Raw genomic sequence first — 13,819 nt, forward strand, 5'->3', positions numbered from 1 at the left:
CGGTCCATTCGGTGTCGGGTCTTTGCCCGACTATAGCCATATCTGCCGCCGCAGCCACCCCCTCCCCGTTACGCCGGCGGCTCAGAACAGCTCGCCCTGCCCCCGCTCCGGCGATGGATCGGCAGGTTTGCGGGCCGACTTTGGCGGAGCCGGAGACGAAACTGGCGCAGGCGGCGCAGGCGTCGGATCGCCCCCGCTCACCGCAACCGGCACGTCGCCGTCGGCGAATTGCAGCCGGAGCGCCCCTGCTTCGCGCGCCGCGCCGGCCGTCGTCACGATCGCCCCGCCCGCATCGCGCACCATCGCATAGCCGCGCGACAGCAGCGCGCGCGGGTCGAGCGAGACGAGCAGTCGCCCCAGCCCCTCAAGCAGGGCCCGGTCGCGATCCCAGCGCCGCGCGAGCAGGCCGGGGCGCAGCGCCGCACCGCGCGTCGCCAGCCGCTCGGCGACCACCGTCAGACGGTGCCGCTGCGCCCGGTCGAGCCGGTCGCCGGCATCGTCGAGCCGCTGCCGCTGCGGCGCGTAAAGCGCCTCGCGGCGTGGCAGGTGGCGCGCGAGGGCGGCAAGCCGTTCACTTGCAAGGGCCTGATGCCGGTTGGCGGCGCCGATCATGCGCCCGGCGCGATGGATGAGCAGTTCCTGCAATTCGGCGCGCACCGGCACCGCGATCTCGGCGGCCGCCGTCGGCGTCGGCGCGCGCACGTCGGCAGCGTGATCGGCGAGCGTCACGTCGGTTTCGTGCCCGACGGCACTGATCGTCGGGATGCGGCAATCGGCGATCGCGCGCACGACCACCTCTTCGTTGAACGCCCACAGATCCTCGATCGAGCCGCCGCCGCGGGCAACGATGACGAGGTCGGGACGCGGCACCGGCCCGCCCGGCCGGATCGCATCGAACCCGCGCACCGCATTGGCGACCTGCGCCGCGGCGCCGTCGCCCTGCACCAGCACCGGCCAGACGAGCACATGCATCGGGAAACGATCGGCGAGGCGGTGCAGGATGTCGCGGATCACCGCGCCGGTCGGCGAGGTGACGACCCCGATGACGGCGGGAAGCCGGGGCAGCGGCTGCTTGCGCGCCGGGTCGAACAGCCCCTCGGCGCCGAGCCGCGCCTTGAGCTTTTCGAACAGGAGCATCAACGCGCCCTCGCCCGCAACCTCAAGACTGTCGACGACGAGCTGGTATTTCGAACGTCCCGGATAGGTGGTGAGCTTGCCGATCGCGATCACCTCGATCCCGTCCTCGGGCCGGAAGGCGAGGCGCCCCGCCTGCCCCTTCCACATCACCATGTCGATCAGCGCATTATCGTCCTTCAGCGCCGCATAGAAATGCCCCGAGGCCGCGCGTTTGGCGCCCGACAGCTCGCCGCGTACCCGAACGCGCGCGAAGCCATCCTCGACCGTCCGCTTGATCGCCGCCGACAATTGGCTGACTGATAAGGCAGGCGCATTGTCCCCCGGCGCCGCCTCGGCTAACAGCCGCGCTTCGGTGCCATCGTCGGACGCCGTATCGGGAAAAGGGACAGACATGAATATCCTGCTGGTGGGCTCGGGGGGCCGCGAACATGCGCTGAGCTGGCAGTTGGCGCAATCGGCGAGTTGCCGCAAGCTCTATGCCGCACCGGGCAACCCGGGGATCGAGGCCCACGCCGAATGCGTCGCCATCGCCGCCGACGATCTCGACGGCTTGATCGCCTTCGTCCGCGCGCACGGCATCGATTTCGTCGTCGTCGGTCCCGAAGCGCCGCTCGTCGCGGGGCTTGCCGACCGGCTGCGCGCGATCGGCGTCGCGACCTTCGGCCCCTGCGCCGCGGCAGCGCGGCTCGAGGGATCGAAGGGCTTCACCAAGGACCTGTGCGCGCGTGCGTCGATCCCGACCGCCGCCTATGTCCGCTGCACCAGCGCCGAGGAAGCGCATGCGGTGCTCGAAGGTTTTGCGATCCCCGTCGTGATCAAGGCCGACGGCCTTGCCGCGGGCAAGGGCGTGATTATCGCCGAAACCGCGGCCGAAGCAACGGCCGCGATCGACGACATGTTCGACGGCGCCTTCGGCGGCGCAGGCGCCGAGGTGGTGATCGAGGAATTCATGACCGGCGAGGAAGCGAGCTTCTTCGCGCTGTCCGACGGTACGGACGTGATCGCATTCGGCAGCGCGCAGGATCACAAGCGCGTCGGCGACGGCGATGTCGGACCCAATACCGGCGGCATGGGCGCTTACAGCCCCGCGCCCGTGCTCACCGCCGAGCTCGAAGCCGCGGTCATGGACCGCATCATCCGGCCGACCGTCAGGGCGCTTGCCGCCGAGGGCTCGCCTTATGTCGGCGTGCTGTTCGCCGGGCTGATGCTGACCGGCGAAGGACCGAAGCTGATCGAATATAATTGCCGCTTCGGCGATCCCGAATGCCAGGTGCTGATGATGCGCTTCAGGGGCGACCTCGCGGCGCTGCTGTACGCCGCTGCCACGGGCAGCATTACCGCGGCGGAGGCGCCGGCCTTCGCGCACGACTATGCGCTCACCGTCGTGATGGCGGCGAACGGGTATCCGGGCACGCCCGAAAAGGGCGGCGCGATCCGCGACATCGCCGCGGCCGAAGCTGGCGGCGTGCGCGTTTTCCACGCCGGGACGGCGAGGGTCGACGGCGCAATCGTTGCGACGGGAGGCCGCGTCCTCAACGTCACGGCGACGGGCAAGAGCGTTACCGAAGCGCAGGCACGGGCCTACGCATCGGTCGACAAACTCGATTTCCCGACCGGTTTCTGCCGCCGCGATATCGGCTGGCGCGAGGTCGCGCGCGAGGCGGTATAGGCGGCGCTGGACGCGGCTGGCGCGCCCGCATAGGCTGAACGGAAAGCAGGGAGAGCAACATGACGTGGCTTCAGGAAAATTGGATCGTCGCGGTCGTCGGCCTCGTCGTCGCGGTCATACTGCTGTGGTGGCTCTTCGGCCGCAAGAAACCCGAAGAGATCGCGCCGCCGGCCGCGACTCCCGCCGAACCGCGCAAGCCGCTCGAACCGGCAAAGCCCGAGATCGTCGCGGCCGAGCCAGCGCGCTTCAAGCCGGTCGAGCCGGCACCCGCACCGACGCCGCCGCCCGCGCCGGTCGCCAAGGCGGCGCCTCCTCCCGCACCAAAGCCCGAGCCTGCCCTCGACATTCCCGAAGAACCCTCGGTTCCGCCAGCGCCCGCAACCGAGACGCCGCCCGCCCCCGAACCCCGTCCTGCCCCGGCGCCCGAGCCCGAGCCGGAACCGGAGCGCGCCGTTCCCGAGGAACCGACCGTTCCGCCGCCGGCCCCCGAGCCCGCTCCGACGCCTTCGCCGGCGCCGGCGCCGGCCGCCGCACCGACGGCAAAGACGGACAATCTGCAATTGCTGAAAGGCGTCGGGCCCAAGATGGTCGCGCTGCTCGGCGGTCTCGGCGTGACCAGCTTTCAACAGATCGCGGACTGGACCGACGCCGATATCGCGGTGATCGATCCGCAACTCGGCGCATTCCAGGGCCGTATCGCGCGCGACAATATCGTCGATCAGGCAGGCTATCTCGCCCGCGGCGACAAGGCCGGTTTCGAAGCGAAATATGGGGCGCTCGGCGGCGAACTCTGATTTCGGCAGTGTTCGAGGCTTGTATCGCAAGCGCTCTTGATCGGGCGGTTTCGACCAAATGCGGACTGGCCGCTTCCAAGCGGCAAACCTAGAGAAGCGGACGTTTGAAGCCGGTGGGGCGAGAATGACAGCTCGGGACCGGTTGCGGACATGCCGGAAAGGACTAGTAAGCTCTCCATGCGAGCTGATCACTCACTTGCAGTTTTTATTGCCGCCTGCACCCTCTTGGGATGCCAGCCCGCGGAACCGACGGCATCGGCGCTGAGCATACCGTCTCTCGGCGAATGTACCGCTTCCGGCGGGACAATCGAAAAAACCGGAATGAATAGCACTCCTCGATGCGTCATTCGGACCATGGACGCCGGGAAAGTCTGCCGCGATAGTTCAGATTGCCAAGGGCGATGCCTCGTCGATGATTGGGAGGGTGAACGGCCGCCGCGTATTGGCACGGCATCGCTTGGGAGGTGCGAGGCGTCCAACCTTACATTTGGGTGCTTCGCTGAAGTCCGCCGAGGAAAAATCGGCAGCTCCTTTTTGTGCGTGGATTGAATGGCTGCTTTCCCACCCCAAAGCCGCCCCTCGAACCCGACGATCTTTCACGCAAAGAAAAAGCCCGGCGAATCGCTTCGCCGGGCTTTCCCGTTCGATTGCTTGTCAGACCGCTTATTCGCGGCTGCCCAGCAGGTTGAGCAGGAAGGTGAACATGTTGACGAAGTCGAGATAGAGGCTGAGCGCCCCCATGATCACCGACTTGCCGACAAAGTCGGTCCCGCGGACGTAGAAATACATGCTCTTGATCTTCTGCGTGTCATAGGCGGTCAGACCCGCGAAGACGAGCACGCCGATCACGCTGATCGCCAGGCTGAGCGCGTTCGACTGGAAGACGAAGGCGTTGAGCAGCATCGCGACGATGATGCCGAACACGCCCATGATCAGGAAGGTGCCGAGGCCCGACAGATCCTTCTTGGTCGTATAGCCATAGAGGCTGAGGCCCATGAAGGCGGCCGCCGTCGCGAAGAAGGTCTGCGCGATCGATGCGTCGGTAAAGACGAAGAAGATCGACGCCATCGACAGGCCCATGACAACCGAGAAAGCCCAGAACAGGCCCTGTGCCGCGGTCGTCGACAGCTTGTTGATGCCGAAGCTCAGCACCATCACAAATGCCAACGGCGCGAACATGATCAGATATTTGGCCGCGCCCGGGCCGAACAGCAGGGCGGGCGCGCCTTCCCAGCGCGAAAAGAGCAGCGCGACGATGCCGGTCAGCAGCACCCCCGACGCCATGTAGTTGTAAACCGACAGCATGTACGACCGCAGCCCGGCATCGACGGCCTGGTCCATTGCGTTCGCGCCGGCGCCAAAACCGGAAGCCGCCACATTGGGGTCGTTCCAATTCGCCATTTTTCATCTCCATCACCGGCCAGCCCATACCGGCCGTAGGGCGAATATCGGCATTTTCCTCCCCGCTTTCAAGCGAAACCGGACATTACGCGCGCTTTACGGTTTCCGAACGTGGCAAAGCTCCTATGCTGGCACAGCCATGTCCACCCATCGCCTCTTCGTCGCGCTGCGCCCGCCGCGCGCGATCCGCGAACAGCTCATCGCCGCGATGCACGGCATTTCGGCCGCCCGCTGGCAGAGCGACGACCAGCTCCACCTGACGTTGCGCTTCATCGGCGAGGTCGATCGCCACCGCGCCGAGGATATCGCCGCGGCGCTCGGCAGCCTGCACGCGCCCGCCGTCGCCGCGCGCCTTGCCGGGGTCGGAATGTTCGAACGCCGGGGTCGCCCGCACACCGTCTGGGGCGGCGTCGAGCCACAGGAGCCGGTTGCGGCACTCCACCGCAAGGTCGACCAACTCCTCGCGCGTGTCGGCGTCGATCCCGAAACGCGTGCCTTTCAGCCGCATATCACCCTCGCCCGCCTGGGTCATGCCGCCGGGCCGGTCGCGCCCTTCCTGGCGCTGCACAGCGATCTCGCGAGCGCACCCTTCGTCTTTGACCATGCCCTGCTCTATGAAAGCGAGATGGGCCATGGCGGGTCGCGCTATCACCCGGTCGCGCGCTATCCGCTTTTCGCAGACGCCGCGACCAGCGCCGCGGCGACCGCGCCGACATCGTCCCACGTCGCGGCAAAGCCGCCGTCGTCGCCATAATAGGGATCGGCGACGCTGTCGCCCGCGCGCCCCGGCACCAGATCGAGCATCAGCCGCAGCTTTGCCGTCGCATCGGCAGGCGCGAGTGCGCGGGCATCGCGAAGGTTGGTTTCGTCGGCGGCGAGGATCAGGTCGAAGCGATAGAAATCCTCGCGAACCAGCTGGCGAGCCCGAAGGTCGCCGATGTCGGTGCCGCGGCGACGCGCCTCGGCCTGCGCGCGCCGGTCGGGCGGATGGCCGATGTGCCAGTCGCCCGTCCCCGCCGAATCGAGCGTCGCATCGATACCCTCTTCGGCAAAGGCCGCGCGTGCCGCCCCCTCGGCCAGCGGCGAGCGGCAGATATTGCCGAGGCAGAGGAAGAGGATCGCGGGTTTCGCATCTTGTCGATCGTTGCGCATATCGCTCCTGTCGCCCGCAAAGTTGAACCGACTTTCAACTTGCGCCTTTTCGCGGCTCTGCTAGCCATTGGCGTCAACGATAACGGGTGAGCGGGAGGGATGCCAGATGGCCGAGGAGACGAGCCACGGTGGAGCGGCGCATGAGCAGGCACCGGCCGCCGCGGCCAGCGCCAGCGGCTATAGCTGGTACGTGCTGTCGGTGCTGGTGGTCGTCTATATCCTGAATTTCATCGACCGGCAGATCATCAGCATCCTCGCGGTCGACATCAAGGCCGACCTCGGGCTGAAGGACGGCGACATGGGCTTCCTCGGCGGCGCCGCCTTCGCGGTCTTTTACGCGCTGTTCGGCATTCCGCTCGGCCGCCTTGCCGACAACTGGAACCGGGTCAAATTGCTGTCGATCGGCCTGACCCTGTGGTCGGCGATGACTGCCGCATCGGGCTTCGCATACAACCAGTTGACCCTGACGCTCGCGCGCATGGGAGTGGGCGTCGGCGAAGCGACCGCCAGCCCGACCGCCTATTCGCTGATCTCCGACTATTTCCCGAAGCGGCAGAAGGCGACGGCGCTCGCCATTTATTCGTCGGGCCTGTACCTCGGCGGCGGCGTTTCGCTGTTCATTGGCGCGTTGATCCTCGAGGGGTGGAATAGGGCCTATCCGGCCGGAGGGCCATTGGGGCTGGTTGGCTGGCAGGCGGCCTTCCTCGCCGTCGGCATTCCCGGACTATTGCTCGCCCTGTGGGTCGCATCGCTGCGCGAGCCGGTGCGCGGCGCGATGGACGGCGCCCCGGCGCACAGTTCGCCGACGCCGTTCCGCGAATTCGGCAAGGATCTGTCGATGATCGTGCCGCCGCTGACGCTCTATGGCGCTTGGCAGCGCGGGCCAGCGGCGCTGGCGATCAACATCGGCTTCGCCGCGGCGGTCAGCGCCTTTGCCTGGTGGATGATAAAACTGACCGGCAATTTGCCGCAATGGTCGGCCGTCGCGCTCGGCTATTATGCCGTCTTCTCCTGGGCCTGCACGCTCCGCGCGCACGACCCCGCGACCTTCCGGCTGATCTGGGGGACGCCGGCGTTTATCTGCACCACGCTGGGCTATGGCCTCGTCAGCCTCGCCGCCTATGCGCTTGCCTTCTGGTCGGCGCCCTATGCCGAAGCGGTGCTGGGCCTCCCCAAGCAGGAACTGGCCTTCATCCTCGGCGCGAACGGCGCGGTCAGCGGCTTTGTCGGAGTGATCATCGGCGGCCGGATCGCCGACGCGCTGCGCGAGAAAAACCCGGCGGGGCGCATCCTGATGATCATCTTCGGCGTCGTCGCGCCGGTCGTCCCAATCTGGATCGGCTATACGACCGAGGATTCGACGATATTCTACACGATGAACTTCCTCGCCGGCCTTTTCGGTGCCGCCGCACTGGGCGCCGCCGCGGCAACGACGCAGGATCTGGTGCTGCCGCGGATGCGCGGGACGGCGACGGCCGCCTTCTTCCTCGGCACGACGCTCGTCGGCCTGTCCTTCGGCCCCTATATGGTCGGACAGATTTCCGATCTTGCCGGGACGATCGTCGACGGCAAACCGGTGGGCGATCTGCGCACCGGCATCCTGTCGCTGATCGGCGTCGCGCCGATCGCGCTCGGGCTGCTCATCTATGCCTATCGCGCCGTGCCGCAGGCCGAAGCGACGATCGAGGAACGGGCGCGGGTCTAACTTGTCCCGGGACTCCTCCCCGCGCGCGGGGAGGAGCGATTGCGACTAGTCCGCCCTGGCGACGATCACGCCGCAGGCAATGCGGTCGCCGCTGTTGCCGCTGGGATCGGTCCGGTAATCGTCGGGCTTGGCGTGGATCACGAACGCCGCGCCGTCGGCGTCGAGCAGCCCGCCGTCGCCGGCCAGGCGTGTGCCGACGAGGGTCAGCGTCGCGCGGCCGATCGTGTCGGGCTCGACGACGAGGTTCGGCATGTCGCCATGATGCGCGCCCATCGGATTTTCACGCCCGTGCTGCGCGCCGGTCGGATTCCAGTGCGGCCCGGCGCTCGTATATTTGGGACCTTCGCAAAGACCGACGGCATGGACGTGCATGCCATAGGTGCCCGCCGCAAAGCCGCGCGCGACCAATTCGAGCCGCAGGCCGTTCGTATCCTTGAAGATGTCGACGCGGCCGCGATCGCTGCCGCTGGCGTCGGTCAGTTGCGCCACCGCATCGGGTTCGGGCAGCTTGTCGGGCGATCCCTTGCCCGTCAGGCTGGCACAGCCGGCCAGCGCGAGGGCGATCAGGCCGGTGGCCAGCAATGTGCCGTTGCGGCGCGATACGATCGTCATAACTTGCTCCCCATGGATTGGCGGGGGGCACGGCGGCCGCATCGGCGACCGTCCGGGCCCTTTCACAGGATGAATGCCCTTATTCGGCGCGGGTTCCAATAGCGATGTGGCGAAAGCCATGCCGGAGGACTTCGTCGCGGCGATAGATGTTGCGGAGGTCAACGAGCAATTTGTCGGCCATGCTGCCGCCAAGCCGCGCGAGATCGAGCGCGCGGAAGGCGTCCCATTCGGTGATGATCGCCACCGCGTCGGCGCCTTCGGCTGCGGCATAGGCGCTCGCCTTCATTTCGACCTCGGGCATCATCGGCGCCGCGATCTCCATCCCTTCGGGATCATAAGCGGTGACGCGCGCGCCGGCGTCGAGCAGCGTCTGGACGATCGCGAGGCTCGGCGAATCGCGCATGTCGTCGGTGTTCGGCTTGAACGTCAGCCCGAGCAGCGCGACCGTCTTGCCGCGCGCGTTGCCGCCCATCGCCGCGATGATCTTGCGGCCCATCGCGCGCTTGCGCAGGTCGTTGGCCTGCACCGTCGCTTCGACAAGGCGTAGCGGCACTTCATTGTCCTGCGCGGTCTTGAGCAGCGCGAGCGTGTCCTTCGGGAAGCAACTGCCGCCATAGCCGGGACCGGCGTGGAGGAATTTCGCGCCGATCCGATTGTCGAGCCCGATGCCGCGCGCGACGTCCTGCACCTCGGCGCCGACGGCCTCGCAGAGATCGGCGATCTCGTTGATGAAGGTGATCTTGGTCGCGAGGAAGGCGTTGGCGGCATATTTGATCATTTCGGCGGTGCGCCGGCGCGTGACGAGGATCGGGGCTTCGTTGAGGAAGAGCGGCCGGTAAACTTCGCGGAGGACGGACTCGCCGTGCGCGTCTTCGGCACCGATCACGATGCGGTCGGGGCGCTTGAAATCGCCGATCGCGGCACCTTCGCGCAAGAATTCGGGATTCGAGGCAACGCTGTGCGAGCGCCCCGGTGCGCCCTCGCGCAGGATACGCTCGACCTCGTCGCCGGTGCCGACCGGGACGGTCGATTTGGTGACGATCACGCAATCATGGTCGAGTGTCGCGGCCAGTTCCTCGGCGGCGCCGAAGACATAGGAAAGATCGGCATGGCCATCACCGCGGCGCGACGGCGTCCCGACCGCGATGAACACCGCGTCGGCCCCGGCAACCGCAGGCGCAAGATCGGTGGTGAAGGACAGGCGCCCCGCCGCGACATTCTTGGCCACCAGCGAATCCAGGCCGGGCTCGTAGATCGGCATCCGCCCCGCGTTCAGCGCTTCGATCTTGCCGGCATCCTTGTCGACGCAGACGACGTCATGGCCGAAATCGGAAAAGCACGCCCCCGACACCAGCCCGACATAGCCGGTTCCGATCATGGCGATTTTCATGCGAACTACCTTTGTTGTTGCGGCCGGCGTGTCATTAAGGACAAATGTTTCAAACGAAAAGGGCCGCGAATTGCTTCGCGGCCCTTTCCATAAAACGCGTTAAGGATCAGTGATCAGAAAACGCGCGCATATTGTTCGTTGCCGACGAAGCCGAGCTTGCCGACGCCGCTGCGCTTGATCACCGCCATCACATTGTCGACGACGAAATAACGCGCATAGGGGTCGGGCTGAACCTGAAGCTCGGGCTCGACCGGCAGCGCCTTGGTCTGCTCGAGATAGTTCGCGAGCTGGGCAAGGTCGACCGGTGCGCCGTTCCAGGTGATCGTCCCGGCGGGATCGATCATCACCTTGTTCTTTTCCGGATCGACATTGTTCTTGCTGTCGGTCGGAACCGGCAGGTCGATCTTCACCGCGTGGGTCTGGACCGGGATGGTGATGATGAACATGATGAGGAGCACGAGCATGACGTCGATAAGCGGCGTCGTGTTCATGTCCATCATCGGTTCATTGTCGTCCCGATCGCCAACGGCCATGGACATAGGATTATTCCTTCATAACTGCGCGGACCGCCTTACAGGCGGCCCAGCGTGCCCGAGCCGGGAGCCGGTTCGGAAATGAACCCGATCTTCTGGAAACCGGCATATTGCATCGTGTAGATCACCCCGCCGATGCACTGGTACGGCGTGTTGATGTCGCCGCGGATATGCACTTCGGGGAAATTTTCCTCGGTGATATTCTGCGGTCCACCGATGTCGGCAAGAAGCTGCTCGAGCTTCTTTTGCCCGCGTTCCAGCAACTGGCGCGAATCGACCGGGGTCTGGCCCCAATAAACTTCGCACGCGGTGCTTTCGGGGTTCGGTTCGCCGTCACCGTCGGTGTCGGCCGAACGGACCGACAGCAGCACATTTTCAGGCTTCGTCGTCGTCGGCTCGAATACCACGGCCGGCAGCTTGAGGTTCACCGTCTCCAACACCACGGGAACCGTGATGAGGAAGATGATGAGCAACACAAGCATGATGTCCACGAGCGGCGTCGTGTTGATTTCGGACATCGGGGCTTCTTCGCCCTTTGCGCCTGCACTCATCGCCATAGGATTAGCATCCTGTCACAAAATTGTCTGTTACGGACCGGGTCGACCCGCCAGCGGCGCATCGACCTGTCCAGCGGACCTCGCCAGCCGCCCGTCGGGAGGCGTGGCGAGGATCCATTAGACCGGTCAGGCCTTCTTCGGCGCGGCGGCGGGAGCAGCCTTCGCCGGAGCGGCGGCAACCGCCGGCTTCACCTGGCCGCCCGACATGATCGAACCGAGAACGTCGTTCGAGAAGGTCGACAGACGGCGGGCGATCGCCTTGTTGCGGCTCTGGAGCCAGTTGAACGCGAGCACCGCGGGAACGGCGACGATCAGACCGATGGCGGTCATGATCAGAGCTTCACCGACCGGACCGGCGACGGTGTCGATCGACGCCTGACCCGACGCACCGATCTTCACGAGGGCGCGAAGAATACCGATAACGGTACCGAACAGGCCGACGAACGGCGCGGTCGAACCCACGGTCGCGAGGAAGGCGAGGCCGCCGTTGAGCTTCGAGTTGATGTGGTTCTGCGAACGCTCGAGCGTGCCGTGCATCCAGTCGTGCGCTTCGACGGGGTCGGTCAGCTTGTTATGCTCTTCGTTGGCGCGCAGACCGTCTTCGACGACCTGACGATAGGCGCTGTTCTTTTCGAGCTTCGCGGCACCGTCGGCCAGCGTCGGCGCGCGCCAGAAATTGGCGTCGACCGCCTTGCCCTGGCTGATCACCTTATTCTGTTCGAACAGCTTGGTGAACAGGATGTAGAGCGTCCCGATGAACATGATCAGCAGCACCAGGAAGGTGATCTGCGACACGATGCCGCCTTCGCACAGCGCGGGAACGAGACCGTAAGGGTTCTGGCCTTCTTCCTTTACGCACATCGAAGCGGGCATCAGGCTCAGGCCTGCGTCGTGAGCAGCTGCCGGCGCCGCAGCGGCGGCATTTGCGATCAGATTAAACATGCTGGTTATTCCCTCTCAAAGAATAAAATTTGGTCAAAATACTGGGTCGGGGCGACCCGCGCCTTGTCAGCGCGGAATCTGCCACCGGATACGATTGCTGTAGCTCCCGCCCGTGGGGTTGCCCGCACGGTCCTTGCCGGGATTGAAGCGGCCGCGACGCGTGATCAGCTTGCACGTTTCCGCGTCAAGGTCGGCGTGGCCGCTCGACGAGGTGATGTCGCACGAAGTGATACGGCCATCGACACCATAGGTGACACGGAAGCCGGTCGTTCCTTCGCGTTCCTCACGCATGGCGCGCGCCGGATAGTCGTCGTTCGTCGCCCAGCGGCCCGGATTGCCCTTGGGCGTACCGGCCTGGCTGAGGTCGGGAGCCGGCGGCGGGGCCGGCGGGGCCGGCGGCGTATAGACCGGCGGCGGCGGAAGCCGCGGCGGGGTCGGCACCGACTGGACCGTGTTCGTCGTTACCGGCGGCGGAATCGGCGACGGGGGCGTCACGACCGGCGGCGGCGGCGGCAGCTTGTTGTCCGGCGGCGGCGGCGGCGGCGGCTCCTCCGGCGGCGGCGGCTCTTCGACGTCCACCACGTCCAATTTTTCGGCAATCTTCTTGACGATACTGATGTTCAAACCATTTACCAGGCCATAGCCCAGCACTGCCGTGAACAGACCAACCAAGACAATTGCCACTACCCTGTTTTTAGGGTCGACATTATCACCATAAGCCATTCAGGGACGACGCTCCTTGCTAGATCATCCTGACACCAATCCGTACCATCGGGTTCGGTTGCCAAATGCCCGGATGATTTCCGATGCGTTTTGCGAGACCCGATAGCATAGCATCCGGCTGTTTATGTTCTTGCCGGACGCTTCGAGCCCGTCCTATCGTGGTGGCGGCAAGTTCGCAAACCCTTTATCAGCGGTTAATGTGCCCTGCCCCATGATGGGGCTTCCGATAGCGTTACCGGTGTCATCCCGGTGTCACAAATGATGGAAAGTGATTTGACCATGCGCGCGCTTTTGCCGACCGCCCTTGCCGGAATTTTGCTTGCAACGGGCGGGATTCAGCCGGTTTCCGCGATGCAGGCCGCCAGCGCTCCCGCGACGGCAAGCGTCTATAGCTACGCCGACATCGCCGATCTCGCGACCGCCGCGCCGATGACGATCCACGCCCAAATTCGCAGCGCCACGGTTCTGAAGCCCGACCGCGCACCCGGTCTCGCGGCCGGGCACGCCCGATTCTATGTCGAAGCCGACGTCGTCGGGCTGATTCGCGGATCGGGGCCACTCGCCGCACGGATCACCTATCTCGTCGATCTGCCGCTGGCGGCGAACGGCAAGGCGGCGAAGCTCAAGAAGAAACAGCCCGTCCTGCTCTTTGCCCGCCCCGTCGCGGGCACCGCTGCCGGTACCAACAGCACCGGCAGCGTCCGCCTGATCGCGCCCGACGCCCAGCTTTTGTGGGATCCGGCGACCGAGGCGCAACTGCGCGCGATCCTGACCGAGCTCGTCAAACCGGGCGCGCCGCCCGCGATCACGGGAATCGCCAACGGCTTCCATGTCCCGGGCACCCTGCCCGGCGAGGGCGAGACGCAATTGTTCCTCGATACCAAGACGGGCGAACCGGTGTCGCTCACCATCCTGACCGCCGCCGACGGGTCGCGCCGCTGGGCCGCGGCGTTCGGCGAGATCGTCGACGGATCGGCCGCGGTGCCCAAGCGCAATACGCTGGCGTGGTACCGCCTTGCCTGCGGGCTGCCCAAGACCCTGCCGCTGAACAAGCTTGCGGGCACGGCTCCCGACGACCGCCGCAAGGCCGCGGCGGATTATGCCGTCGTGCTTGGCGCGCTCGGCGAATGCACGCGAACGCGCAAACCGCCCGTCGCCGGATAAAGAAGAGCTACCGGCCCGCCAAGGCACAGCGGGCTTGTTT

The 13,819-nt window shown here is 66.0% G+C and carries 14 protein-coding genes; 5 read left to right on the plus strand and 9 right to left on the minus strand.

The genetic code is table 11. The features are described 5' to 3' along the window. Positions 1-81 precede the first annotated feature (81 nt). Entirely contained in the window at positions 82-1,530 is a 1,449-nt protein-coding gene (gene xseA, locus LH19_RS22345; RefSeq protein ID WP_054731912.1) for an exodeoxyribonuclease VII large subunit, read from the minus strand. On the opposite strand from xseA, the gene purD reads away from it, so the two are divergent. Both purD and LH19_RS22355 read left to right on the plus strand, forming a co-directional pair. Next, positions 1,529-2,806 carry a phosphoribosylamine--glycine ligase gene (gene purD, locus LH19_RS22350; RefSeq protein ID WP_054731913.1) on the plus strand — a complete coding sequence of 426 codons (1,278 nt, stop codon included), beginning with the start codon at positions 1,529-1,531 and terminating at the stop codon, positions 2,804-2,806. The two genes, xseA and purD, sit on opposite strands and share 2 nt — an antisense overlap. A 59-nt stretch (positions 2,807-2,865) precedes the next feature. Then, positions 2,866-3,600, plus strand: a complete 735-nt coding sequence (locus LH19_RS22355) for a hypothetical protein (RefSeq protein ID WP_054731914.1) — start codon at positions 2,866-2,868, stop codon at positions 3,598-3,600. A 663-nt stretch (positions 3,601-4,263) separates the two neighbouring features. Here LH19_RS22355 and LH19_RS22360 read toward each other — a convergent pair. Continuing rightward, positions 4,264-5,001 (minus strand): Bax inhibitor-1/YccA family protein, encoded by a 738-nt coding sequence (locus LH19_RS22360; protein WP_054731915.1) that lies wholly within the window; start codon positions 4,999-5,001, stop codon positions 4,264-4,266. Positions 5,002-5,140: 139 nt separating this feature from the next. On the opposite strand from LH19_RS22360, the gene thpR reads away from it, so the two are divergent. Further along, complete coding sequence (gene thpR, locus LH19_RS22365; protein ID WP_054731916.1) at positions 5,141-5,755, plus strand: RNA 2',3'-cyclic phosphodiesterase; 615 nt, start codon at positions 5,141-5,143, stop codon at positions 5,753-5,755. Here the strand turns inward: thpR and LH19_RS22370 are convergent. Further along, a complete protein-coding gene (locus tag LH19_RS22370) occupies positions 5,665-6,153 on the minus strand; it encodes a low molecular weight protein-tyrosine-phosphatase (RefSeq protein ID WP_054731917.1) in 489 nt (162 codons plus the stop codon). The two genes, thpR and LH19_RS22370, sit on opposite strands and share 91 nt — an antisense overlap. Positions 6,154-6,259: 106 nt before the next feature. On the opposite strand from LH19_RS22370, the gene LH19_RS22375 reads away from it, so the two are divergent. Then, positions 6,260-7,858, plus strand: a complete 1,599-nt coding sequence (locus tag LH19_RS22375) for a spinster family MFS transporter (RefSeq protein WP_054731918.1) — start codon at positions 6,260-6,262, stop codon at positions 7,856-7,858. 45 nt (positions 7,859-7,903) lie between these two features. On the opposite strand, the gene LH19_RS22380 is transcribed toward LH19_RS22375, so the two are convergent. From LH19_RS22380 to LH19_RS22405, 6 genes are all read right to left on the minus strand, one after another. Continuing rightward, entirely contained in the window at positions 7,904-8,470 is a 567-nt protein-coding gene (locus LH19_RS22380; RefSeq protein WP_054731919.1) for a superoxide dismutase family protein, read from the minus strand. Positions 8,471-8,549: 79 nt separating this feature from the next. Beyond that, the gene (locus LH19_RS22385; protein ID WP_054731920.1) at positions 8,550-9,860 is read right to left on the minus strand and encodes a UDP-glucose dehydrogenase family protein; all 1,311 of its coding nucleotides are present in this window, start codon (positions 9,858-9,860) and stop codon (positions 8,550-8,552) included. 113 nt (positions 9,861-9,973) lie between these two features. Further along, complete coding sequence (locus LH19_RS22390) at positions 9,974-10,399, minus strand: ExbD/TolR family protein (RefSeq protein ID WP_054589428.1); 426 nt, start codon at positions 10,397-10,399, stop codon at positions 9,974-9,976. A gap of 32 nt (positions 10,400-10,431) precedes the next feature. Next, entirely contained in the window at positions 10,432-10,950 is a 519-nt protein-coding gene (locus LH19_RS22395; protein WP_054731921.1) for an ExbD/TolR family protein, read from the minus strand. Positions 10,951-11,076: 126 nt separating this feature from the next. Then, a complete protein-coding gene (locus tag LH19_RS22400) occupies positions 11,077-11,823 on the minus strand; it encodes a MotA/TolQ/ExbB proton channel family protein (protein ID WP_054590424.1) in 747 nt (248 codons plus the stop codon). Between the two features lie 135 nt (positions 11,824-11,958). After that, positions 11,959-12,615: an energy transducer TonB gene (locus LH19_RS22405; RefSeq protein WP_054731922.1), complete on the minus strand. Its 657-nt coding sequence runs from the start codon at positions 12,613-12,615 to the stop codon at positions 11,959-11,961. Positions 12,616-12,894: 279 nt separating this feature from the next. Here LH19_RS22405 and LH19_RS22410 point away from each other — a divergent pair, with 279 nt between their 5' ends. Continuing rightward, positions 12,895-13,779: a hypothetical protein gene (locus tag LH19_RS22410; protein WP_082396364.1), complete on the plus strand. Its 885-nt coding sequence runs from the start codon at positions 12,895-12,897 to the stop codon at positions 13,777-13,779. The last annotated feature ends 40 nt before the right edge of the window (positions 13,780-13,819 follow it).

The sequence above is a fragment of the Sphingopyxis macrogoltabida genome, assembly GCF_001314325.1.
In the GTDB taxonomy this organism is placed as follows: Bacteria; Pseudomonadota; Alphaproteobacteria; order Sphingomonadales; family Sphingomonadaceae; genus Sphingopyxis; species Sphingopyxis macrogoltabida.

Coding starts and splice junctions, on each gene's coding strand:
- purD (WP_054731913.1), top strand. CDS start 1,529: ATGAATATCCTGCTGGTGGGCTCGGGGGGCCGCGAACATGCGCTGAGC.
- xseA (WP_054731912.1), bottom strand. CDS start 1,530: ATGTCTGTCCCTTTTCCCGATACGGCGTCCGACGATGGCACCGAAGCG.
- LH19_RS22355 (WP_054731914.1), top strand. CDS start 2,866: ATGACGTGGCTTCAGGAAAATTGGATCGTCGCGGTCGTCGGCCTCGTC.
- LH19_RS22360 (WP_054731915.1), bottom strand. CDS start 5,001: ATGGCGAATTGGAACGACCCCAATGTGGCGGCTTCCGGTTTTGGCGCC.
- thpR (WP_054731916.1), top strand. CDS start 5,141: ATGTCCACCCATCGCCTCTTCGTCGCGCTGCGCCCGCCGCGCGCGATC.
- LH19_RS22370 (WP_054731917.1), bottom strand. CDS start 6,153: ATGCGCAACGATCGACAAGATGCGAAACCCGCGATCCTCTTCCTCTGC.
- LH19_RS22375 (WP_054731918.1), top strand. CDS start 6,260: ATGGCCGAGGAGACGAGCCACGGTGGAGCGGCGCATGAGCAGGCACCG.
- LH19_RS22380 (WP_054731919.1), bottom strand. CDS start 8,470: ATGACGATCGTATCGCGCCGCAACGGCACATTGCTGGCCACCGGCCTG.
- LH19_RS22385 (WP_054731920.1), bottom strand. CDS start 9,860: ATGAAAATCGCCATGATCGGAACCGGCTATGTCGGGCTGGTGTCGGGG.
- LH19_RS22390 (WP_054589428.1), bottom strand. CDS start 10,399: ATGTCCATGGCCGTTGGCGATCGGGACGACAATGAACCGATGATGGAC.
- LH19_RS22395 (WP_054731921.1), bottom strand. CDS start 10,950: ATGGCGATGAGTGCAGGCGCAAAGGGCGAAGAAGCCCCGATGTCCGAA.
- LH19_RS22400 (WP_054590424.1), bottom strand. CDS start 11,823: ATGCCCGCTTCGATGTGCGTAAAGGAAGAAGGCCAGAACCCTTACGGT.
- LH19_RS22405 (WP_054731922.1), bottom strand. CDS start 12,615: ATGGCTTATGGTGATAATGTCGACCCTAAAAACAGGGTAGTGGCAATT.
- LH19_RS22410 (WP_082396364.1), top strand. CDS start 12,895: ATGCGCGCGCTTTTGCCGACCGCCCTTGCCGGAATTTTGCTTGCAACG.